Genomic DNA, 24,068 nt, shown 5'->3' with positions numbered 1-24,068 from the left:
AAAAACATGAAAGTTGCAGTTATTTTTGCTGCTGGACAAGGCAAAAGATTACATTCTTTAACAAAAAAAACTCATAAATCTTTAATTAAAATTGATGGCACACCATTAATTGAACATTTAATTAATAATTTATTGCAATTAAAAAATTTACAAGAAATTATTGTTATTACCGGTTATAAACACGAAAACTTTTTATACTTACAAGATAAATATGATAATTTAAAAATCATTTATAATGAAAATTATTTACAAGATCAAAGTGCTTTTGCTTTAACATTATTACCAAAAGAAATTTTTAATCATGATTTGTTTTTAATTTCTGGTGATTTTGTGATGAAAAGTAATTGTTTTACCGATGATATTAATGATAATGTTATGGCTGCAATGGAAAGAACATCAGATAAAAAAGACTGAAGTTATCAATTAAATATTAAAGGTAATATTATTGATATTATTGAAAGTAATAATTTTGACTATTTATTAGCTAGTGAATGAGTGCATATTACACAGCAATGAGCAGAGAAAATTGTTAATCATTTAACTAATTCTGATGAATTAGAAGTTTTAAAAACAACAATGATTGGTAAATATTTGATTAATCGTAGTATTAAAGATCAAATTTTATTAAAACCTTATTTAATTGATTATCATAATTTCTGAGATTTAGATGATAAAACTGATTTAGAACGAATTAAAACCGATTTTAATTCATAATAAAAGAGCAAATTAAATTCATTTGCTCTTTTTTATATTGATTAATATTTAACGAATGAAAATCATCACAACAACAAAACCAATAATAACAACTAAAACAAAAGCTAATTGAACAATTAAACTAGTAAGACTACTACTTTTACCTTGTCCTGCCAATAGTTTATTATATTGATCTTGCATATAAGGATCAAAAGTACGAGTATATAAACCATTATAATATCCTGCAGTAGCATCTGAATTATCTGGTGGCGCAATTTGACCTTGACCAGGATTGTAAGTATCTGCCCAAATTGTATTTGGATTAAGTTGACTTACTTCATCAATTGCTGATTGAACTGGTGAAGTATAACCAAACTCTGTACTTAAAGCAACTTGAACTTTTGGCTTCATAATATATTTAATAAAATTATAAGCTAAAGCTTTGTGTTTACTTTTTTTACTAATTACTAAGTCATCATTTCACATATTAATGCCTTGAAATGGCCGAGCAATTTGGTAATTAGTATGATTAAAATCTTCTCTAATTGCTGCTAATAAATCACCATTATACATATAAGCAATATCTCATCCTTGTGAAACAGCAACAGTATCAATGATTTCATCACTTTGAATTTTTGTATTAGAATTACGAATAATTGGTTCTAGTCATTTAGCAACATCATCAATTTCTTTATTACTATGAGCATTAACATATTTTTCTGGAGTATCATGACCAAAAGTGTTACCTTGCTGATTATATTGACCAGTACCATTATTTTCGCCTCATTGATTTTGATAATGTAAAGTGACTAAACCTAACATAAAGAGATTATGCATATCACTATTTAAAACAATTTTTTTATTTAAATTAACTGCTTTTTGCAAAATATCTCAATTAGTTTGATTAAGATTAGTAATTCCTAAGTCTGTTAATAAATTCGGATTGGCAACGGTATTAAAAACTAAAACTAAATCACCTCAGAAATAAGGCACAGCATATTGATTTAAATTTCTAATAGTACCTTTTTCAGTACCATTAAGCATCGTAAATTGATAATCTTGTAACATTGCTTCTAAAGTACTATTAAGTCCTAAATCTTTTAATATGCTAGCTTTATCTAATAGTTCTAAACGATCTTCACTAGCTAATTGTGCTGCCATATAATCACTTGGAACCATAACATCATAATTAGTAGTTGATAATTTTGCATATAATGTTTCATTATCTTCATAAGTTGTGTAATTTACTTTAACACCGTATTCTTTTTCAAATCCTTTTAGAATTTCTGGAGAAATATATTCACCCCAATTGGCAACTGATAAATCATAACTACTACTATTAATATAAAAAGCAAGAGAGCCAGCGAAAACAGCAACAACTAAACCAGAAATAAAAATTAATTTTCAAGGTCAGCGTAAAAAATGAAACTTTTCTCGTCTAATTCTTGAAACTCGTTCTTTAATTTTCTTTTTACGAGTGATTTTCTTTTTAATATCATAGACTCAATTTTGTTCTTGATTTAATTTTGCTTCTAAATGAATAATTTTCTTAGTAATATTTTTATTTTTGATAATTTTATTTTCAAAAAAATTAATATAATAAAATTCTTCAGGTTCTGTTATTGGTCGGAATGAAATTTGTTTTTTTGCTCTTCTTTTGGTACTTTTGATTTCTTTAACATTATTTAATATTAAATAATTTTTATTTAAGTTTTTTTCTAAACGATTAATGCGTTTATCACGGTAAGTTTCATTAATAATTCTTTCATTTCGAATGGCAACTTGTTTTTTAATGATTTTATAACCATTTCAACCAATGATTACTAAGGCAATAATAACAATTAATAAAGTTGAAAAAGCATTAATATAAGGTTTAATTCTTTTTAAAGAATAAATATAAGTTGAAAGATTGGCAGTATTACCACCGGTAAAGTAAGAAATAATGAAGTCATCAAAACTCATAGCAAAAGCAATTGCTGCTCCAGCAAGAATTGCTGGTTTTAAAGTTGGTAAAACAACTTTTCTTAAAGTATATCAAGAAGAAGCACCTAAATCTTGACTTGCTTCAATTTGTTCTTTACTAATTGATTTAACTTTTGGTAAGACTGTAATAATAACATAAGGAATATTAAAAGAAATATGAGCTAAAATCAAAGTAATAATTCCAAAATTAAAAGCAAAAGCCATAAATAATAACATTAATGAAACAGCAGTAACAATGTCAGCATTAACCAAAGGAATATTAGTAATTGTTAAAGTCATATTCCGAGTTAATTTATTAGTACTACTTAATCCTAAAGCAGCAAAAGTTCCAATAATAACAGCAATAATTGTTGAAATTAAAGCAACGATTAAAGTGACACTAAAAGATTGTCATAATGCTGCTTGTTTAAATAAATCAGCATAAGCTTCAAATCCTCAACCTCTAAAATTTCGAACTGATGACCCGTTATTGAAAGAAAATAACATTAAAACACCAATTGGTAAATATAGAAGAATAAAGATGAAAGCTAAATAACTACTACGAAGAAATTTTTTCATTGCTGCTATACCTTTCTAACTATGCTCATATTTTTTTACCTGTGGCTCATTTTCCTAATAATTTTAAAAGTAAAATAATTAATAAAACAATAATTCCTAAAATAACGGAAATTGCTGCCCCAAGTGAAAAGTTAGAACCACGATAAAAATAAGATTCAATAATATTGGAAATTAAAATACTTTTACCACCACCAATATATTTAACAACAACTAGTGAAGTCATAGCACTTAACATTGTTAAAGTAAAACCAGAGAAAACTCCAGGCAAAGAAAAACGAAAAGTTACTTTTCAAAAAGTTTTAATTGGTGAAGCACCTAAATCTTGGCTTGCTTCTAGTAAAGTATGATCAGTTTTTTCTAAGGCATTATAAATTGGCAAAATCATAAATGGTAAAAACATATAAGTCATTGCTAAAATAATTCCAATTGGTGTGCCAATTAAAACATTATCGCCAAGAATGGAAAAGATAATTGATAAACCAATTGTTCTTAAGAGCATATTAATTCAAATTGGTAATGTTACTAAAATTCAAACATTTTTTGATACTAGTTTACTAACTTTAAAAGCCATAATATAAGCAACAGGATATGCTAGAAAAGCAGCAATCAAAGCGGCAAAAAAGCCATAAGTAATTGAAGTTAGTAGTACAATAACAAAACTACTTTCACTAAAGAAAGCACCATAGTTTTCAAAAGTAAAATGAAAAATAAAAGCATTATTAGTTGCAATAACAATTGAATATAATAAAACAATTAATAACGGAAAGACAATTAATAAAATCATCAAAACAATGTATGGATAACTTAAACTAGCTCAAGTTTTAAAACGAAAATTAACCAATTTATTTTTAGTTTTACTTCTAAATTTTTTAAATCAGCGAATAAATTTACTATGTCTTTTGTATTTCTTCGGTTTCTTTTTCTTGATGATTGCTTTATTAGGAGTGTCTTTAGTAATTACTTTGACTTCCCTAGTTTTCACTTTTTTATCAATTTTCACTATTCTTCAATTTCCTTTCACATAACATGAATATCTTCAACATTTCATCGTAAACTAACAATATCGCCAACAGCAAAAAAATCTGTTGTATGAATTAATCATTTTCTACGATTAACCCGGACAGAAATTTCTCAAACAACGCCTTTGAAAATAACACTTCTAACAATACCATTAAAAAATCCATGATCTGGTTTACCTAAATCAATATCTTCAGGACGAATAATAAGATCAATATTTTTTTCATTAGTTCCAAAACCACGATCAACGCATTTAAACTTTTGTCCATCAAAAAATACTAAATTATCTTTTAAAAAAGTTGCATTTTCAATTACATTAGAACTACCAACAAATTGTGCTGTTCATTTATTTTCTGGTTCATTATAAATATCTTGTGAACTACCAATTTGTTGCATTTGACCATTGTTTAAAACAACAACCCGATCAGACATAGTGAAGGCTTCTTCTTGATCATGAGTAATGAAAATAAAAGTAATTTCAACTTCTCGTTGAATTTTTTTTAATTCTAATTGCATTTGTTGGCGTAATTTTAAATCTAAAGCAGCAAAAGGTTCATCTAATAGTAAAATTTTTGGATTTAATACTAATGCTCGTGCCACTGCTACTCTTTGTTTTTGACCACCAGATAAATCATTAATATCCTTATCTTCCATACCCTCAAGTTTTACTAAACTTAAAGCTTTTAAAACTTCTTTTCTAATTCGATCTTTATTAATTTTTTTCAGTTTTAAGCCATAAGCAATATTATCAAAAACATTTAAGTGAGGAAATAAGGCATAACTTTGAAAAATAGTATTAATTTGTCTTTTATAAATCGGAATTTTAATTAAATCTTTTCCTTGAAAGAGAATTTGGCCACTACTTGGTTTTTCAAAACCAGCAATTAAACGCAATAAAGTTGTTTTACCACAACCACTTGGTCCAAGGATTGTCATAAATTCACCTTCGTGAATATTTAAACTAATTCCTCGTAAAACAATTTTTCCGTCGTATTCTTTTGCAACATTTCGTAATTCTAATATATTATTAGCCATAATAATTCTCCTTTATTTTCTTAAAAAATTGGTGGATTAGAAACTCAAAGAATTTCAGTATCTTTATTAGTTGGATTTTCTAAATAATGTTTAGCATTGCCTTCAATATAAAATGTTTCAGATTGATCAATTTTGTTACTTTGATTACCATAGTGAACAATTACCTTGCCACTTAAAACATAACCAAACATTTGTCCTTGAAAAGGGTTAATTATTTGTGAGGTGCCAAATGGTTTTAAAGTAACAATAATTGGTTCCAATTTCAATTTTTGTGCTTTTGGAATTAATCATTTAACTTGATATTTATCTTCATCCAAAATACTCACTTCATGACTTTTAAAAACAAATTTTGTTTCTCGTTCTTGTTCATTGAAAAAATTAGCTAAGTCAATATCATAAACTTCTAAAATACTAATTAAAGTTTCAATACTTGGCGATGCTAAATCATGTTCTAATTGACTAATAAAACCTTTTGATAAATCACACCGATTTGCTAATTCTTGCATTGTTAAATTATGTTTAACTCTTAAGTTCTTTAACTTTTTTCCAATTTTCATTTTTAATCTATTCCCTTTATTTTCGTAAATTCGTTTACTAATTCTAAACAATTAGTTTTATAATAATTAGAATTATACAGAAAAAAAATTAAAAGCAACAAAAAATACTATTTTTTAATTAATAAAAAAGCAACAAATTTATTATCTTTGTTGCTTTTATTTAGATAAATAATATTCAATTGTTTCAGCAACACCATGATCATTATTATCGGGAGCAATTCGCTTACCATGACCTTTATATTTTTCATTAGCATTAGTCATTACTACAGGATAACCAACGACTTTTAACATTGACAAATCATTGGCACTATCACCAATAGCTACTGCTTTTTTAACATTAAAACCTAAACGATGACATAATCAAATAATTGCTGAACCTTTATTAGTATTTTTTTGACTAATTGAAAAAGTATTTTGATGGTATTGAACAATTGTTAAATTAGGAAATTGCTGGTTAAAATTATTAATGAATTGTTTAATTTTTTCATCATCTCAAGGATTTTTTAAAACTACCATAATTCTTGAAACAATATTATCAAATTTAGCAAGATTTTTAATTTCAATGATTTTAATTTGTAATTGTGCTAATCATTGTTCTCATCTTTGCGATAAATTATTAACATAGAAACCATCACTACAACCAAAATTTAAAAGTAATTCTGAATCATATTCAAGCAATCATTTTGTTAACTTATTAGTTTCATCACTGTTTAGTTGTGATAAATAAATTCATTTATTTTCTTTAAATGACCAAATTTCTGCACCATCATTACCAATTGCATAACCTTGATATTGATCAGCCTTAATTTTTTTTGCCATCTCTACTGCATTTTCACCGTATCTACCAGTATTAATAACAACAGGAATTCCTTGTTCTTGTGCTTTAATACAGGCTGCAAGATTATTATTACTAATCTTACTTGACGAATTTAATAAAGTACCATCAAGATCGGTAAAAATTATTTCAATCATATTTGCTCCTGAATTCTAAATTAACATTTTTAATATTATAACTAATTTTAAATAAATAAAAAATCTAAAGATAAAAGTTTAGATTTTTTTAATTTAGATTAAATTAAACAATTTTATAGATTTGCTCTTTTGGAACTCTAATTCTTCCATGCATTTTGTTTTCAGGAGCATCAGAATCGGCATAACCAATTGTAAAAGCCATATTAACTCTTTCGCCTTGTTTTATATCACCTTTATCTAATAAGAATTTTTCTAAAGCATTCTTTTTGATTCCTAACATTGGTGTTGAATCAAATCCTAATTCTGTTGCTTGTAATACCATAAATGAAAATTGAATTGCTGACGAATAAATATCAAGACTATCAGCATAACCTGAAAATGTTGCATAATAAGTCATTATGCCATTAATGAATTCTCGTTTTTTTGCTTCACTAACATCATAAGCATGAATATCAGCATCATAAATTCTTTGTCCGTTATTTAACATTTCCATTTTTCATGGTGTTCCAACTAAAATAAATAATGCTTGAGATTGATTAATATTTAATTGATTAAATCCTTCAAAGCCTTGAGCATATTCTTTGCGTGCTGCTGCTGATTTAACAACAATAATTTTTGAGTTTTGTAAATTATTAGCACTAGGTGCTAAATGTCCTGCATCAATTAAAGTTGCAATTTGTGCTTCGGTAATTTCTTTTCCATCTTTATATCTTTTAGTAGTTTTTCGTTTTTGAATTGCTTCTTTGACAGTCATAATTTTGATTTTCTCCTTGAGTAATTTTATTATATTATTATTTTAGTTATTTGCTATTTTTTTTACAAGTACACACTTTAAAGTACGATAATTACCAAACAGAAACTATTAAATCAAAAACGTCTAATAACTAGACGTTTTTAACAAATAATAATTAAAATAATTATAAATTAACCAATCAATGCTTTAATAACTTGTTTTGGATCTTTTGAATCACTTAAAACTTTTTGAATGTCAGGTTTAACAATTTTCTGAGCAATTTTTGATAACAAGTCTAAATGAGTATCAGCAGCTTTATCAGTTGGTACAATCAAAGCAATAACAATCTTTACTGGATTTCCATCAAGAGCGTCTCATTCAACACCTTGATTTAATCTAACAAAAAATACTCCTGGTTTAAGAATATCTTTAGTACGAGCATGAGGAATAGCAAAACCATCACCAAACCCAGTAGTACTTTCTTTCTCTCTTTTCTTAAATGCCTTAATTAATTTTTTTTCTTTATGAATAAAGTTAAGTTGCTTTGCAAGATCAGCAATTTTTGAAAACACTTCTTTTTGAGAACTTGCATCAGTATCAAAAATAACTTGTTCAGGCACGATAATTTTTATACTTTCCATATTTTTCTCCTTATATTTTTTCTCTTTAAATTATAACGGAAAAAAACTTTTTTAAGTGGTTTTTTTAATTACTTTGCTTGCTCTTATGATAATTTGCTAAATATAAGTCTTTATTTGGTAACTGTAAAATATAACTAGTAATTAAATCATTAAAATAAGTGATTGAAAATAATGGTGAAATTAAAATATCTTTTTCATCAGTTAAATCAAGTGCAATAATTGTAAAAAATCAATCAGAATAATTATTTAACAACGATTTATTTTGCGAAGTAATAACAACAACTGTTGCACCATTTGCTTTTGCCAATTCAGCTGCCTTAATAATTACTTCAGTCTTACCTGATAATGAAAATAAAATTAAAATTTCATTTTTTGATAATAAAGTACTATGAATTAACAAATTTTCATCATCTTGTTTTAAACAAACTGCTTTAAAACCAAAACGATAAAGTTTTAATGTTAAATCTCTTGCTCCTAAAGCGGACTGACCAATTCCTGCAATATAAATTAATTGATGACGATTGTTATTTAATCAAATAACAAAATCTCTTAATTTATTATAATCAATTGCTGCATCATTTAAATCTAATACTTTGCGATAAGTTTCTTTTAAAATCCTACGAGAACCAAAAAATTCATTGTTTAGTGCTTTAAAAGTTGTTTCTTGAGCAACAATATTAATAATGAAATCGCGATAACCATTAAAACCTAATTTTTTAATTAATTTATAAACGACACTATAACCAACATTGTTTGCTTTTGATAAATCACTAATAGTACAATTATTCATATTTTGACTATTATTATTAATATAGTCAATAATAATTTTTTCTTTTTTTGTAAAGTTATTTTGCTCTTTTGATACTCGTACTCAAAAATTATCATTAATCTGCATATTTGTTTGCTCCCTTTAAATTTAGATTATAAAAACATACTAATTTAGATAAATAAATTAATGAAAGCTATCACTTAGATATAATGGTTTTAATTCTTCAAGTTTATTAATTTGCTTTAATTTTGAAGTCAATAGCAAAAAATTATCAATAATATTAATTGTTTTAAAGTCTGTTAGTAAGTCAAATCCTTTTAAATCATTAATAATTCCTTGTTTAGCAACTTCAGTTACTAATTGCGGTGCAATTATTTCTTTGCCTTGGTTGTAAACTGCTAAATAACTTTTTTGATTGTAACCTGTAAGAACACTAACTACCTTTTTTAATCCAGCTTGTAATAATAAAGTATTAATTGTAAATATTTTAACTTTTGGATTAAGAACTGCTAATGTTTTAACAAAACTAATTCCCACTCGTATCCCCGTATAACTGCCAGGTCCAATTGTAACTATTACCTGGTCAATCTGTTTTAGTGAAATTTTCACTTTAATTAATAAATTATTAATTGTTTCTACTGCTAATTCAGTTTGCCTTTGAATTGCTGAACCAGAAAAACTTGCTAAAACTTGATTGTCTTTTGCAACAATGGTTGTTAAAATTGACCCCGAACAATCCAAGTATAATTTATACACTAATTTCCCTCCACCTAAATAAAAATACTAAGTTTTTATTTAAAAGTAATATAGATAAAGATTTAAATATTCACTTTTATCTTTTTATGTATGTATAATAACATAGATATAATTAGTAATATTAAAAAGTTTCTTCTGAAAAAGAAAAATCGACAATAAGAGGTGAGAAAAAATGAAGATAAGAACAAGAAATAAATCAACCTTAGTAAGAAATTTAATCTGATTAGGGATTGTTGTTGTTACTATAGCTTTAATCATTACAATTGTTAATGCAGCACTTAAAGCATCATCAGAAACTATTATTCAAAATCCTCATCATTTATGATATCCCACTGGATTTTGAGCAAATATTTGAAATTCTTTATCAACATTTACAATTCAAAGTAATATTTTAGTTTTAGTATTTTTTGTTTTAGCATTAATTAATTACTTTAAGAAAAATAAGTTTACAACAATTAATCAAGGCCGTTTTAAATTTACTGTAACAATTTATATTACGATTACATTTGTTATTTTCTGAGTAAGTTTATTTAAAATATTAATTGCAACGACTGATTTTAGCAATCCAATTGATCTTATGAATTTTGTTAATACTTTTTTATTACATTTATTTACTCCGATAATTATGGTTATTTTTTATTTTGTAACTTCAGGAATAAAAAAATGAGCAATTAAACCAACACTAACTAAAACTTTGCCAATATCTATTAGTTATTTGTTTATTTACTTAACTTATATTTTGATTAAAGGAACTTTTGTTGGTCAAATTGTTAATAAAAATGAAATTGATTATTCTTATCCGTATTTCTTTTTAAATGTTAAAGAAAGCCTTGGAACATTCTTTATGTATTTAGGAATTATTTTAGTATTATTTTTAGCTTTATTTACTATCTACTATTACTACAATAATTGAAAATACCAATGAAATCAGAAAAAAATAATTAAAAATCAAGAAAAAGCAGCTAAAACAATACCAAGTAATTAAAATATCAGTCAAATCACCATTTTATAATGTGCCAAAATATGGTATTATTAAAATATTATGAATGGTGATTTTGATAATATTGAAAGTTATTCACTTGCTCGAACATGAAAAAGAATTCTGGCAAGATTTATTGATATCATAATTGTTAGTTTAATTCCAGCAATTATCACCCTAGTTTGATATTTTATTGATAAAAAAATGATTAATAACTGAATTAGTTTATTAGTCATGATTTTAATTAATTTTTTAATTTTGGGAATTTATTTTTTAATAATTCCATGAAAATTTAATGGTCAAACTTTAGGAAAAAAGATTTGCCTAATCAAACTAACTTATGAAAACAATCAAGCAATTACTTTTAAAAGTATTTTAATCAGAGAAACATTCTTAGTTTTTATTCCTGTTATCTTAACTATGATTGCAATTTTTATTACTACTGTTGTTTTAAAAACTAATATTAACAATATTAATGATAAAACAAGTTCAGGATTTTGAATTAGTGTTTTAACTCGTGTGATTTTTAGTTTTGTTTTTGCTTGATATTTAGGAATTATGATTATTGTTAAAATTGATAAAAAACATCAACTTTTCTTTGATCGAAAAAATCAACTTTATGTTATTAATAAATATCCAGTTCTTAAAAGAAAAACTTCAGAATCAAGTTCAAAGCAACAAGAAATAATTATTCATGTTCACTTAGGTAAAGATCAACCAGGTAAAATTAATCAAGAAGAGTTAGATAATATTCAAGACTTATCATAAACATTACTAAAACTCTTTAAAGGAGCAAATTGTGAGTGACAACAATTTATTAAAAAATTTAAATGATCAACAATTAGCAGCGATTCTTTATAATGAAGGACCATCAATTATTGTTGCCGGAGCAGGAGTTGGTAAAACTAGAGTTTTAACACATAAAATTGCTTATTTAATTGCTGCTTTAAAAATTCCTAGTGAAAAAATTTTAGCTGTAACTTTCACTAACAAAGCTGCTAAAGAAATGAAAAGTCGTGTCCAAGAAATATTAAATGATAACGAAACAAAAGTTAGAATTGCGACTTACCATTCACTTTGTGCACAAATTTTAAGACAAGAAATTGCAGTTTTAAACATTAATAAAAACTTTAATATTATTGATGCTGCTGATCAAAGACAGATTTTAAAAGATATTTACAACCGTGATTTTGATACTAAAGTTGAAGCAAGTGAATTAAGATTATTAAATAGTTATATTTCAGAATGAAAAAATCATCACTTAACAAAAGATGATGTAATTACTGATTATTATGAACAAGAAGATTGAGTTTTACGAGCTAAAGCTTATGAAAAATATCAAGATTATTTAAAATTAAATAGTTGTTTAGATTTTGATGATTTATTATTAATGGTTGCTAAAATTTTTAAAGATTTTCCTGATATTTTAGCTAAATGACAAAATCGTTTTAAATTTGTTTTAGTTGATGAATTTCAAGATACTAATGATTTACAATATCAAATTTTATTAAATTTAACTAAAAAACATCAAAATCTAACAGTTGTTGGTGACCCTGATCAAACGATTTACACTTGAAGAGGTGCCAATATTAATTTAATTTTAAAGTTTACTGAAAGATTTCCAGAAGCAAAAACATTTATTTTAAATCAAAACTACCGTTCAACAACAAAAATTCTTAGTACTGCTAATAGTTTAATTGCTCAAAATCAATTAAGAATTGAAAAAAACTTATTTACTACTAATAAACTTGGTGAAGATATTCATATTTTTCATGGTTGAAATGCAAATCAAGAAGCAAATTGAATTGCAAATGTAATTAAAAATAAATTAGTTTTACAAGATGTTAAACTAAATCAAATTGCTGTTTTATATCGTAATAACTATTTATCAAAAGATTTAGAAGAAGCATTTATTAATCACAATTTAAATTACAAAATTATTGGCGGTTTTAAATTTTTTGATCGTAAAGAAATTAAAGACATTTTAGCTTATTTAAAAGTTATTGCTTGAAATGATAATTTATCAATGATTAGAGTTTTAAATGCCACACCAAAGATTGGTGCTAAAACAATTGAAACACTTTTAGAAAAAACTAATGAAAATAACTTAACTTTAAGTGAATATCTCTTCTTATTTCAACATAACTTAACAAAAAACCATAAATTAATACTGCAACCTGTGATTAATTTAATTGAAAAATTTCAAAACCAAATTCGAGAATTAACTTCAATCGAAAAATTAGTTGTTGAATTATTACAAGATATTGATTATATTAAAAAATTAAAAGACAATTATGAAAATGAAAGAGTTGAAAATGTTCAACAATTTTTAGGGCATTTAGTTGAATTTGATAATAATAATCAAGAACTTCAAGGTGAAGAATTATTAACTAATTATTTACAAGAAGTAAGTTTATATAGTGATTTAAAAGAAGAAAAAGGGATTGATGCCGTTAGTTTTATGACAATTCATAGTGCTAAAGGGTTAGAATTCCCAGTTGTTTTTGTAATCGGACTTAATGAAGGGATTTTACCTGGTATTAATCATATTGATAATTTAACAAGTAAAGAAAAAGAAAAACTTGAAGAGGAAAGACGATTATTATATGTTGCTATTACTAGAGCTAAAAAACTTTTATTTTTAACAAGCAACGATGGTTTTTCACATGTTTTAAAAAGACAACTTTATCCATCACGATTTTTCCAAGAATTAGACCCAGACAATTTAAAAATCATTACTTTAAATCCTTCAAATCAAAATTCAAACGAAAAATTCTATCCAAAAAATTATAAATTTAATCAAATAATAACTAAACCAGCAACAAAAGAATTAGAAAAAGCAAATAGTTCTAAAAATCATTGACAAGTAAACGATTTATTATTTCATAAAATTTTTGGCAATGGTATTGTTGTAAAAACTATTGGTAATAAAATTCAAGTTGCTTTTCATAACAATTCTGGTGGTGTTAAAATCCTTGATGCTAATCATAAAGGAATTACAAAAGTAATTAAAAATTCCTTTTAATTATAAAATATAAGATAAAATTATAAGAAATAAATTTAATTAAGGAGAAAAAAATGAGTGATGGCAATAAAAATTATAAGAAATGCCAAAGTTGTGCTTTAGCAATTAATAATGATAAAAATCGTGGAACAAATGAAGATGGTACTTTAAGTACTAAATATTGTTGACATTGTTACAAAAATGGTCAATTTACTCAACCAAATATTAATTGTGATGAAATGCAACAAATTTCATTTAGTTTCTTTAAAAAACAGCATCCAATTAAAGCATTCTTTTTTAGAAAATCTTATTTTAAAGCAATTGCAAAGTTGTCTCGTTGAATGGATAAAAATAAATAATATGAGCAATGAAGTATTAACAAAAATTTTAACTAAAAAAGCAATAACGCTTAATGATCCTATTAAATTTAGAACAATCTTTGATGTTTTAAGTTCACTTTTTACTGATGAAAATCATATTTCATTATTAAAAGTTGGATATAAAATAAATGACCAACAACAAATTTGATTTCCAAATATTACTCCTAATAATAAAAAAGCAATAGCAATGAAAAATGGTTATGGAAATTTTCTTTCAGATGATTGAAATTATATTTATCAATTTGATAGTACAAAACCAATTGCAAGAAGAAAAGTATTAGCAGAAAAATATCATAAAAATAAAATCCAATTTGTCACTTTTGCTAAAATAAATGATAAATCAAAAGGAATCGGATTTCATTTTGTTGGTGTCTTTGTCTTTGAAGATTATCAAAACGAAAACCCTCAGATGATGATTTATAAAAAAATTAGTGATAATTATAAAATTAGCTAATAAATTAAATCCCATTTATGAATAGTTTATAAATGGGATTTTACTATTCAATTTTTTTAAATATTAAATAGTAATGAAAATCAAAATTATGAAAATGATTTTTATTATAAAATAGATCTTATATTTGATGTTGATTTTTTAGCTGCTTGAACTTTTAAAACATTAGTTTTAATATCATCAATTTCTGCAATATCAGTTATTTCATTAAATAAATGATACAACATATAATTTCTTTCATTCTTTTTTTCAAAATTCTTTTCAATAAAAAGCGCTGCTTCATTAATTTTAATCATCAAAGCATAGGCTTCTTGTGCCGAAATTAAATTCTTCTTTAAGGGAGTTCTAATTAAAATTGGTAATGCTTCAACAAAAGTAAAGTCTTCTAAAGATTTTTCTTTTTGAGAATAGAAAAAAATGCGAAAAGAATCAATCCGAGTATTAATATTTTTAATTGCCTTTTTAACTTGAGTAATATTAGTATTTAATAAATTACGAATTAAAATAACTAAAAAAATTGTAATTGTTCCAACTGGGAACAAAATCGTTAAAATTAAATCTAAATCAACTCCAAATTGATTAGCAAATAAAGTTTTTAAAATATTATAACCATTTTGAATTAAAGCAATTGAAAAATATAAAATAAAATTCGGTGATTTTCATCATTTATGATTTAATAAAATAACATTTTTTTGTTTAAAAAAATAACGAAAAATTCCAGAAGCAATTAAAAGAATAATCCCATAAGTAATTGCAACTAATGTTGATAAAAAATTAAAGAAACAAAGTAAAATTGCTAAGCTACTAATAAAATTTAAATAAATTTTGACATTAAAAAGATCATAATGATTATCAAATTTTCGCTGTAAATCATATTTTCTTTCAAATGCTGATCGTAGATAAAGTTTCACAATAATAACAAAATAAAAAATAAGAGCAATTAGAGCTACTAAAGCAGTAATAAAAACATAAGAATAAGCAACATTAATATTAGTCACTCTTTGATTTCAAGATGTAGAGTAATCACCACTAATTGGTTTTGAATTTCATGAACTAGTAAACAAAAGAAATGTTAATAATGAAAAATCAATAATTGGATATTTAATATTTAATAGTTGTTGATACAAATCAACTTTCTCTGAGGCACTAGCACCAGCAATTTGCTTTAAAATATCATTAACATGATTAGCATTATTAACGTTTGTTCTTTCAATGGTAAATAAAATGACAACAGTTAATAATAATCCAAAAAAGATTAATCAAAAAAAAGTTAAAACAAAATATTTAAATCCTAAAATTTTACGCACTCGAGCATAAGCTTTAGTTTTTATTTTTAACTTTTCCGCTTTAGAACTAGATTTATTAGTAGATTGATTATTATCTCGATCACTATTATTTTGATTGCCAAACATTAATTTTTCTCCTGTTTTCCTTAATTAATATCCTTTATTATAGTATCATTAAAAATTTTATTAATATAATCATTATACTAAATTAATAAAAATGCTATTTTTTCTTATCAAGTGATACAATAAAAATAAGAAGAGACTTTTCAAAAAATTACATAAAAATTAAATAATGTCGTGCTGTATTATTAACACCTTTAATAAAAAATAATTGCAAAGGAGAAAATATATGGCAAATGTAAAAAATGAACTTCTTTCAAAGGAAAAAAACAAAGAAAGAAAAAAATATCTAAAAAGCGAAACCTTTATGCTAATGTTAGCAATTATTTTAATTGGCATTGGAGCAGGATTAGGAATTTACTACGGAATTAATGCAAATCATTCTGAAATAAATAAAACAAATTTAAGTAATTTTAATAAAACTGCAATTATTGGTAGTGAAAATATGTCAGTAGATGACGCATTTAATGCTTTTTTAAATAATAATAAAAATAAAAATCTTACTAATTTAAGAGATAATGTTGATTTAACATTTATTAAACCAAGTTATATAACAACAGGTTCATTAACTATTATTGCTAAAGCAGATACTAAATACACAGGAAGCATTACAATATCTATCAACGCAATTACACAAAAAAACCTAAGTGAACTTAACCTTAAGCAAACACTTACACAACCATACACAGAGCAAACAGAAGCATTTCAAGCATTTATTAAGCTAAATTCACAAGTATCTGACTTAGAAACTAATGTTAAAATTGACTCATTCAATCGACCAAATTATGGTCAAGATGGTTCATTAGTAATTAATGGTATAAATAAATATACTGGAATTCTTACAATATCTATCAACGCAATTACACAAACAAATATAGCAACATTAGGTCTTGTAACAAACATTAATGGAACTATCGCAATCATAAATGATAACTCAGGAAGCATAGCATTAGAAACATTTTTAAATGCTAATAATGAAAAACATCCTGAGTTAAAAGCCAATGTTAAAATTGACTCATTCAATCGACCAAATTATGGTCAAGATGGTTCGTTAATAATTAATGGTATAAATAAATATACTGGAATTCTTACAATAACTATTAATGGTATAATACCAACAGATCAAGATATAGTTGATGCAGTTATAAATTCTAGTATAGTTTTTGATGCTGTAAAATCAGTTAATGAAACTTTACAACATTTTATTAATTCAGTTCTTCGTGGACAAGGTAATCCATATAATCCAGATAACGATCCACTTTGATACATTAAGGGACAACTTAAAAATCATATTAATTCTTATCCAATTTTAAGATTTGCTGATGTTAATAAATATCAATTCATCAAATTTTGTCTTAAAGATAGTAATCATACACCATTAACTGATGATTATCTTGATAATCATTCAATAATAGGTGAAACTATTACCTTTCAAATTAATTTCAATTATGGCACAGTAAAAAATCAATACATTAATTTTAATCTATCTTTCAAGCAATAAATAATTTTATAAATTATTACTTAAGCGTGATTTAAATTATGTTGCTATTTTTTAAATAATCAAATGTTTTTAATTTAATTTTAGACAAAATATGCTCTTGCTTTTCGTCTAATGATACAAATAAGTAAAAATAGTTATATTATAAATACAAATGATATATGAAGTTTTTCATGTATCATTTTTATTATCAAAAACAAAAAATTTAAAAGATTTAAAAATCTTTATTTTTATAAATTATTGCAATAATAATTTATTCTTTCTTTATATTTTTTTAAATTTTTATTTTATAATTAATTAAAATAAGAAATAGAAATGGTGAAAATAAATGCTTACTAATTTAGTAATAAATGCTGATAATAACCAATCATTAATTAATGAAGTTTCAATTCTTTTTGGAATAACAATTGGTTTACTAGTAATATTAATGGTTTTAGTAATATTAATAATTATCTTCAGAAATAGAAAAACCTGATGAACAATTAATCGTAAATCTCATGTTACAGTTTTAACATCATCAGAAAAAAGAATGTTATCTAGTTTGCTATCTGAAGCAATTATTAAACTATCTGAAGCAAAAGTTGGTGCTTTAGTGACAATTGAAAGAAATATGTCTTTAGCGCAATATATTGATTTAGGAATTAAAATTGATAGCGAAGTTAGTCCACAATTATTACAAGCAATATTCTTAAAAGAATCACCACTACATGACGGAGCAGTTATCATTCGCTTAGGACGGATTCAGTGTGCTTCAACTTATTTTCCTTTAACTAATAAAAAGATTTCTAGTCAATATGGTAGTAGACATCGTGCTGCTTTAGGAATTTCAGAAATAACTGATTCAGTATCAGTTATTGTTAGTGAAACTACCGGACAAGTTTCAATTGCTCGTGATGGCAAATTTTTGCAAATTGAAAATCTTAATAATTTAGTTCGAACATTATTCGATGAAATGGCTTCAACTAAGGAAATGACTAATCAAATGCAATAATTATCATAAAGAATAGGATTGAAAAATGATTTTATTAATTGATATTGGTAATAGTTTAACAAAAGTTGCGTTAGCCGATTTAGAAAATCAAAAAATTACTTTATTACAACCTATTATTAGTAAGAATAAAAATTGAAATAAAGATGTTAAACAATTAATCACAAAAATAAAAAATAAAGTCAATGATGCAATTATTAGCACCGTTATTCCGAAAAAAATAAAAGATATTACCAAAATTATTAGAACAACCTTAAAAATTAAACCAAAAATTATTAATCCAAGCTTAATCAAATCTTTATCAATGAAAATTAATACTGACACAAAAGAAATTGGCACTGATTTAATTGCTTTAGCAATTGGTAGTCATAATAAATATCATGATTGTATTGTTATTAGTTTAGGTACAGCAACAACTTATACAATTATTAAAGATGATATGATAGCTGGTGTAATTATTAGTCCTGGTTTTAATGATGCAAAAAGTTCATTAACAACTAATGCTGCTTTAATTAAACCTTTTACTATTAAACCCTATTCCTCACTTTTAGGAAATACAACCCATCATGCTTTAAGTATTGGTTATGGTAATGGTTTTAATTATATGATTGATGGTACAATAAAAGCAATTAAGCAAGAATTAAAAATTAATTTACCTGTTATTATTACTGGTGGCAATTTTCACGAACTAAAACCATTTTTACAATTTCAATATCAATATGATCAAGATATTTTAATGCATGGTTTAATGATTATTTACCAAAATTATCAAAAAAATAATAAACTTATTAATAATTAAATTGGAGGAAAAAATGTCCAAACACTGATTAAATAGTAGTAGTTTAATTGAATTTAATAAACTTAATATTTCGTTATTAATTCTTATCAGCTTACTTTTTATAATTTTAATTAGTGCGACAATAATTTTAATCGTCATTAGTAATATTAAAAATAAAAAAAATCAAATTTTAAAAAATTTAGAATATTGTCAAAATATTAATTTAAAAGACCGCTTAAAACGAATTAATGGTATTATCAAAACCAATACTCAATATACTAATATTTTTAACATTTGAATTAATCGTTATCAAAAATTACTAAAAAAAGATTGTCAAGATTTAGTAAAATCTTTTTGAAAAATTATTAATTTAGAAAATAAAAAAGAATATCATCTTCGTAATAAATTAATTACAATAACTTACCATAAAAGCATTGATACAAAAGAGCAAATTAGAAAATTATTAATTGAAATTGATTATTTTATTAGTATTGATCAATTAATTCGTGAATATCAATTATTTTTTAAACAAAATTTTAATTATTTACAATCAGAAATTATCAAAACAAAACTACAAAATGAAATTAATCAAGAACAACTAAATGAAATTATTAATGTTTTAGAAATTAAATTTAAAGATTTAGAAAACTTCATTAACCAAGCACAATTTTCTGCTGTTATTAGCATCCTTAGTGAGATTGCAATTGGTACAACTGTTTTAGCTGAAATTTTAATGAATTTACCAAGTTTAAGTCATCAAGTTTATCATTTAATTCCAGCACGACTTAGTCTAATTAAAAAACAACTAGCATATCAATCTTACGATCATAATCTTTTAGTAAGTTTTAATACTTTAGAAATTAACATTAATAACCAATTAATTTCAATAAAACAGTTAATTAACAACTTACAATATAAAAAATCAAAAAATAAAATATTAGAAATTTTATCCTGACTAAACAAATTTAATGCTGATTTAAAAGAAGAAGAAAATTTTGTTAAAATCTTCAATCAATATTATCAAGAATTTTCGGAATTATCATTAAACTTAAATCAAATTTATGAAAATTTAAAGCAAGACTTTGATATCTTAATTAAGAATGGTCAAACTCTAATTAATGACCAAAAAATTAATAAGTTAAAAAATATCATTGAAGATGAAATCCAAACTATTAATTATATTGAAAATCAAATTACCGTTGAAATTGATAAAAATGATAAAGATTTAACTTATCAACAACTTTTAATGTTATTAAGAGATTTAATTGAAAACAATATTATTGCTTTTAATAGTTTAACAAAATACAATCAACTATTAATTGAAGAAATTAAACCAAAAATTATTATTAACACTTCACTTAATAAATTAAATTCAACAATGTTACAAATTGAAAATATTCTTTCAAACTTTAATTATCAATATTTAGAAAACCAACACCATCAAAATTTCCTTAATTTAGAAACACAAATTAAAAATTTAACTAATAAATTATCAAATGAAATTGATTTAGATTTGAATCAAATTATTAATGAATTAAATTTATTACAAAATCAGAGTTTTCAATTATATCAACAAATTAAAATTGCCATTGCTTTTCATCAACTAGCAAATTCTACTTTAGTTTATGCTAATCGTTATCGTCAAAATCAAAATGAACAAGCAAAGTTTCAATTTCAAAATATTGAAAATAATATTAAAGAGCAAAATTATCAAGAAGCTTTAATTAATTTGATTAATTTAATGCAATAAATGTTCGTTATAATATTATTAAGCAAAAATATTAGGAGCTAAAATGAAATATCTTGTTAATTTAAATGTTCGTTCTAATTATTCATTTTTATCATCAAGTATTAAATTAAAAGACTATGTTTCATTTGCCAAAACTAACAATTTGCCAACTCTTGTTCTAACTGACAAGAATGTTATGTATGGTGCTCATGAATTTTACCAATTATGCCTTAATAATAAAATCAAACCAATCATTGGTTTAGATTGTCAGTGACAAAACGGCAATGAAATAATTAATTTAACTTTATTAGCAATTAATTATCAAGGGTATAAAACACTAATTAAACTTTCAACAATTATTAATACTAAAAATCTTGTCTTAAATAATCAAGAAATTAAAGAAAATTTATTAAATAATGATAATTTAATTACTATTATTAAAATTGATAATCATAAACTAGAATTTTTACAACAAATCTGAGAGTTATTAACAGTAAAAATACAAACAACGATTTTTTTTGGTGTTAAAGCAACTAATATTCAGACTATTTCAGAGTTAACTAAAATTACAAAAAACATTTTAGCAACTAATATTGTTACTTATTTAACTGAAGACGAAGCTCAAATTGTTCAAATATTAACAGCAATTAAAGAAAATCAAACTTTAACAAAAGAACAATTAGTTAAAAGTGGCAATAACTATTATTACAATGAAGAACAACTAATAAAAGTTTTTCCTAATTGAATTTTAGAGAATAATAATAACATTATTAATAAATGTAATTTAGTTTTTCCTAATTTAACAAACCAAGAAAAATTACAACAATTACCAATATTCCCAATTCCAAATAATATTAGTAATACTGAATACCTAAAATTACTTTGTAAAAAAGGTTTAGAAAAAAGATTTAATAGTAAATCAGTGCCAAAATCTTATGTTGAAAGACTTCTTTCAGAATTAACAATCATTAATAATATGAATTTTAATGATTATTTTTTAATTGTTCAAGATTATATTCAATTTGCTAAAAGTAAAAAAATTATTGTTGGTCCTGGACGAGGTAGTGTTGCTGGTAGTTTAGTTGCTTATGTTTTAGAAATTACTGATGTTGATCCAATTAAATATGATTTAATTTTTGAACGATTTTTAAATGCTGAAAGAGCATCATTGCCTGACATTGATATTGATTTTCAAGATGAAAGAAGAGAAGAAGTAATTCAATATTTAGCAGAAAAATATGGAATTGAGCATGTTAGTCATATTATCACTTTTCAAACAATTGCTAGCAAAATGGCAATTAGAGATTTAGGTCGAATTTTTAATATTAGTTTAGATGAAATTAATGAAATTAGTAAATTAATTTTAATGCAATACAATTTTGATTTACAACAAGCAATTAACGCTTCACCAAAATTAAGTATTTATGCAAAAAAATACCCAATAGTCTTTCAATTAGCACAAAAAATTATCGGCTTTCCTCGCCAAACTAGTACTCATGCTGCGGGAATTATTTTAACAAAAGAACCATTAATTAATCTTGTTCCATTACAAACTGGCTTTAATAATATTTTTCAAACTCAATATTCAATGCAAGATTTAGAAGCAATTGGCTTAATAAAAATGGATATTTTAGGATTAAGAAATTTAACAATTTTAAATAATATTTTAGAAAAAATTAATAAATATTATCAAAAATCAATTAATTTAAATGCTTTACCATTAACTGATCAAGCAACTTTTAAAATTATTGCTAATGGTGATACAACTGGAATTTTTCAATTAGAGTCACCAGGTATGCGTGAAATTTTAAAAGATATGAAAGCTAATAGTTTTGAAGATATTGTTGCAACAAATGCTTTATTTCGTCCAGGTCCACAAGATTATGTAACAACTTATATTAAAAGAAAGTTAGGAAAAGAAAAAGTTACTTATCTTACTGAAGATTTAAAACCATTTTTAGCATCAACTTATGGCATTATTCTTTATCAAGAACAAATTTTATTAATTTTACAAAAAATTGCTGGTTTTTCTTTAGCAAAAGCCGATTTAATTCGTAGAGCAATTAGTAAAAAAGACATTTACGAAATGGAACAACAAGAAACATTATTTATTAATAGCGCAATAAAACAAGGATATAACCGTACTATTGCTGAAAAAATTTGAAATGATATTAAACAATTTGCTGGTTATGGGTTTAATCGTTCTCATGCTGTTGCTTATTCATTAATTAGTTATTGATTAGCTTATTTAAAAGCCAATTATCCTTTAGCTTTCATGTCATGTTTATTAATTAGTATTATTGGAAATAACCAAAAATTGACGCAATATTTATATGAATGTCAAAAATATCATATTAAAATTGTGCCACCAAACATTAATCAATCAACAACTGAATTTTTAATTGATAAAAAAAACAATGCTTTAATTTATAGTTTATTAGCAGTCAAACAAATAACTCAAGTAAATTGTCAAGCACTAGTTAATGAACGAACAAAAAATGGTTTATTTACTGATTTCTTTAATTTTTGTGCTAGAACTATTTTTATTGGATTTACTCGTAAAAATTTAGAATATCTAATTGCTGCTGGCGCTTTAGATGAAATTAATGATAATCGAACAATGCTAATAAAAAATCTTGATAGTGCCATTAAATATGCTAATATTGTCCAAATTAAAGATCAAAAACAAAATTTAGTAAAATTAAATCTTAATTTTGAAAAGCCAAGATTAGTTACATATGAAAACAATTGAACAGCAAATAGTATTAATGAATATAAAGCATTAGGTTTATACTTAAAATATAATCCTGAAATAAAATGAAAAAAAACATTAGATAAGAAAAATGAATCAATTAGTTTAGCAGATATTAATAATCACATTAATCAAGTTATTAAAGTAGTTGCAAAAATTAATGCCGTTAAAGTTATTAAAACAAAAAATAATCAATTAATGGCTTTCTTAATGGTTCAAAATAACAATAATATTGTTGATGTTACAGTCTTTAATCATACTTACCAATCATATCAAGACAAACTACAAGTTGATAAAGTAGTTTTAATGGAAACTAAGATTGAAATGTATCAAGGGAAAGTTAAATTAGTACTAAATAAAATCCTCAATAGTTTATAAAATAAAAAACC

Annotated in this window: 21 protein-coding genes; 11 read left to right on the top strand and 10 right to left on the bottom strand. The window is 24.2% G+C overall.

The window, feature by feature from the left end:
* The first annotated feature begins 6 nt into the window (after positions 1-6).
* Positions 7-714 (top strand): sugar phosphate nucleotidyltransferase, encoded by a 708-nt coding sequence (locus LT335_RS03815; RefSeq protein ID WP_249728774.1) that lies wholly within the window; start codon positions 7-9, stop codon positions 712-714.
* A gap of 48 nt (positions 715-762) precedes the next feature.
* On the opposite strand, the gene LT335_RS04660 is transcribed toward LT335_RS03815, so the two are convergent.
* The 9 genes from LT335_RS04660 to tsaB form a co-directional block, all read right to left on the bottom strand.
* The gene (locus tag LT335_RS04660) at positions 763-3,234 is read right to left on the bottom strand and encodes an extracellular solute-binding protein (RefSeq protein ID WP_249728773.1); all 2,472 of its coding nucleotides are present in this window, start codon (positions 3,232-3,234) and stop codon (positions 763-765) included.
* 19 nt (positions 3,235-3,253) lie between these two features.
* Positions 3,254-4,234 carry a spermidine/putrescine ABC transporter permease gene (potB, locus tag LT335_RS03805; protein WP_249728772.1) on the bottom strand — a complete coding sequence of 327 codons (981 nt, stop codon included), beginning with the start codon at positions 4,232-4,234 and terminating at the stop codon, positions 3,254-3,256.
* Positions 4,234-5,286, bottom strand: coding sequence for a spermidine/putrescine ABC transporter ATP-binding protein (gene potA / locus LT335_RS03800; RefSeq protein WP_249728771.1), 1,053 nt, complete (start codon positions 5,284-5,286; stop codon positions 4,234-4,236). Before potA ends, potB begins: the two co-directional genes overlap by 1 nt.
* Before the next feature lie 20 nt (positions 5,287-5,306).
* The gene (locus LT335_RS04655; protein WP_249728770.1) at positions 5,307-5,843 is read right to left on the bottom strand and encodes a helix-turn-helix domain-containing protein; all 537 of its coding nucleotides are present in this window, start codon (positions 5,841-5,843) and stop codon (positions 5,307-5,309) included.
* 156 nt (positions 5,844-5,999) lie between these two features.
* Positions 6,000-6,815: a Cof-type HAD-IIB family hydrolase gene (locus LT335_RS03790; RefSeq protein WP_249728769.1), complete on the bottom strand. Its 816-nt coding sequence runs from the start codon at positions 6,813-6,815 to the stop codon at positions 6,000-6,002.
* A 103-nt stretch (positions 6,816-6,918) separates the two neighbouring features.
* Complete coding sequence (locus LT335_RS03785; RefSeq protein WP_249728768.1) at positions 6,919-7,569, bottom strand: nitroreductase family protein; 651 nt, start codon at positions 7,567-7,569, stop codon at positions 6,919-6,921.
* 170 nt (positions 7,570-7,739) lie between these two features.
* On the bottom strand, positions 7,740-8,189 hold the full coding sequence (locus tag LT335_RS03780; RefSeq protein WP_249728767.1) for a PTS sugar transporter subunit IIA: 450 nt from the start codon (positions 8,187-8,189) through the stop codon (positions 7,740-7,742).
* A gap of 64 nt (positions 8,190-8,253) precedes the next feature.
* Positions 8,254-9,084 (bottom strand): MurR/RpiR family transcriptional regulator, encoded by an 831-nt coding sequence (locus tag LT335_RS03775; protein WP_249728766.1) that lies wholly within the window; start codon positions 9,082-9,084, stop codon positions 8,254-8,256.
* A gap of 57 nt (positions 9,085-9,141) precedes the next feature.
* Entirely contained in the window at positions 9,142-9,714 is a 573-nt protein-coding gene (tsaB, locus tag LT335_RS03770; protein WP_249728765.1) for a tRNA (adenosine(37)-N6)-threonylcarbamoyltransferase complex dimerization subunit type 1 TsaB, read from the bottom strand.
* 172 nt (positions 9,715-9,886) lie between these two features.
* Between tsaB and LT335_RS03765 the strand changes: the two genes are divergently transcribed.
* Genes LT335_RS03765 through LT335_RS03745 form a run of 5 tightly spaced genes read left to right on the top strand, consistent with a single transcriptional unit; the run spans position 9,887 to position 14,531 of the window.
* The gene (locus LT335_RS03765; RefSeq protein ID WP_249728764.1) at positions 9,887-10,699 is read left to right on the top strand and encodes a hypothetical protein; all 813 of its coding nucleotides are present in this window, start codon (positions 9,887-9,889) and stop codon (positions 10,697-10,699) included.
* A 57-nt stretch (positions 10,700-10,756) separates the two neighbouring features.
* On the top strand, positions 10,757-11,461 hold the full coding sequence (locus tag LT335_RS03760; RefSeq protein WP_249728763.1) for an RDD family protein: 705 nt from the start codon (positions 10,757-10,759) through the stop codon (positions 11,459-11,461).
* A gap of 31 nt (positions 11,462-11,492) precedes the next feature.
* The gene (locus tag LT335_RS03755) at positions 11,493-13,718 is read left to right on the top strand and encodes an ATP-dependent helicase (protein WP_249728762.1); all 2,226 of its coding nucleotides are present in this window, start codon (positions 11,493-11,495) and stop codon (positions 13,716-13,718) included.
* A gap of 53 nt (positions 13,719-13,771) precedes the next feature.
* Entirely contained in the window at positions 13,772-14,056 is a 285-nt protein-coding gene (locus LT335_RS03750) for a zinc ribbon domain-containing protein (RefSeq protein WP_249728761.1), read from the top strand.
* Position 14,057: 1 nt separating this feature from the next.
* On the top strand, positions 14,058-14,531 hold the full coding sequence (locus tag LT335_RS03745) for a hypothetical protein (RefSeq protein WP_249728760.1): 474 nt from the start codon (positions 14,058-14,060) through the stop codon (positions 14,529-14,531).
* 104 nt (positions 14,532-14,635) lie between these two features.
* Here the strand turns inward: LT335_RS03745 and LT335_RS03740 are convergent, their stop codons facing one another.
* Entirely contained in the window at positions 14,636-15,940 is a 1,305-nt protein-coding gene (locus LT335_RS03740) for a hypothetical protein (RefSeq protein WP_249728759.1), read from the bottom strand.
* A gap of 223 nt (positions 15,941-16,163) precedes the next feature.
* Here LT335_RS03740 and LT335_RS03735 point away from each other — a divergent pair, with 223 nt between their 5' ends.
* The 5 genes from LT335_RS03735 to LT335_RS03715 all read left to right on the top strand — a co-directional run bounded on the left by LT335_RS03735 (position 16,164) and on the right by LT335_RS03715 (position 24,057).
* Positions 16,164-17,435, top strand: coding sequence for a hypothetical protein (locus LT335_RS03735; protein ID WP_249728758.1), 1,272 nt, complete (start codon positions 16,164-16,166; stop codon positions 17,433-17,435).
* A 325-nt stretch (positions 17,436-17,760) separates the two neighbouring features.
* Positions 17,761-18,423: a diadenylate cyclase gene (locus LT335_RS03730; RefSeq protein WP_249728757.1), complete on the top strand. Its 663-nt coding sequence runs from the start codon at positions 17,761-17,763 to the stop codon at positions 18,421-18,423.
* A gap of 25 nt (positions 18,424-18,448) precedes the next feature.
* Positions 18,449-19,219, top strand: coding sequence for a type III pantothenate kinase (locus LT335_RS03725; protein ID WP_249728756.1), 771 nt, complete (start codon positions 18,449-18,451; stop codon positions 19,217-19,219).
* 13 nt (positions 19,220-19,232) lie between these two features.
* Entirely contained in the window at positions 19,233-20,948 is a 1,716-nt protein-coding gene (locus LT335_RS03720) for a septation ring formation regulator EzrA (protein WP_249728755.1), read from the top strand.
* A 43-nt stretch (positions 20,949-20,991) separates the two neighbouring features.
* A complete protein-coding gene (locus LT335_RS03715) occupies positions 20,992-24,057 on the top strand; it encodes a DNA polymerase III subunit alpha (RefSeq protein WP_249728754.1) in 3,066 nt (1,021 codons plus the stop codon).
* Positions 24,058-24,068 lie beyond the last annotated feature (11 nt).

It is taken from the genome of Spiroplasma attinicola (assembly GCF_023509825.1).
Taxonomy (GTDB): domain Bacteria; phylum Bacillota_I; class Bacilli_A; order Mycoplasmatales; family VBWQ01; genus Spiroplasma_D; species Spiroplasma_D attinicola.
The sequence above is the reverse complement of the archived record's forward strand: the minus strand, read 5'-3'. Positions and strand labels throughout refer to the sequence as shown.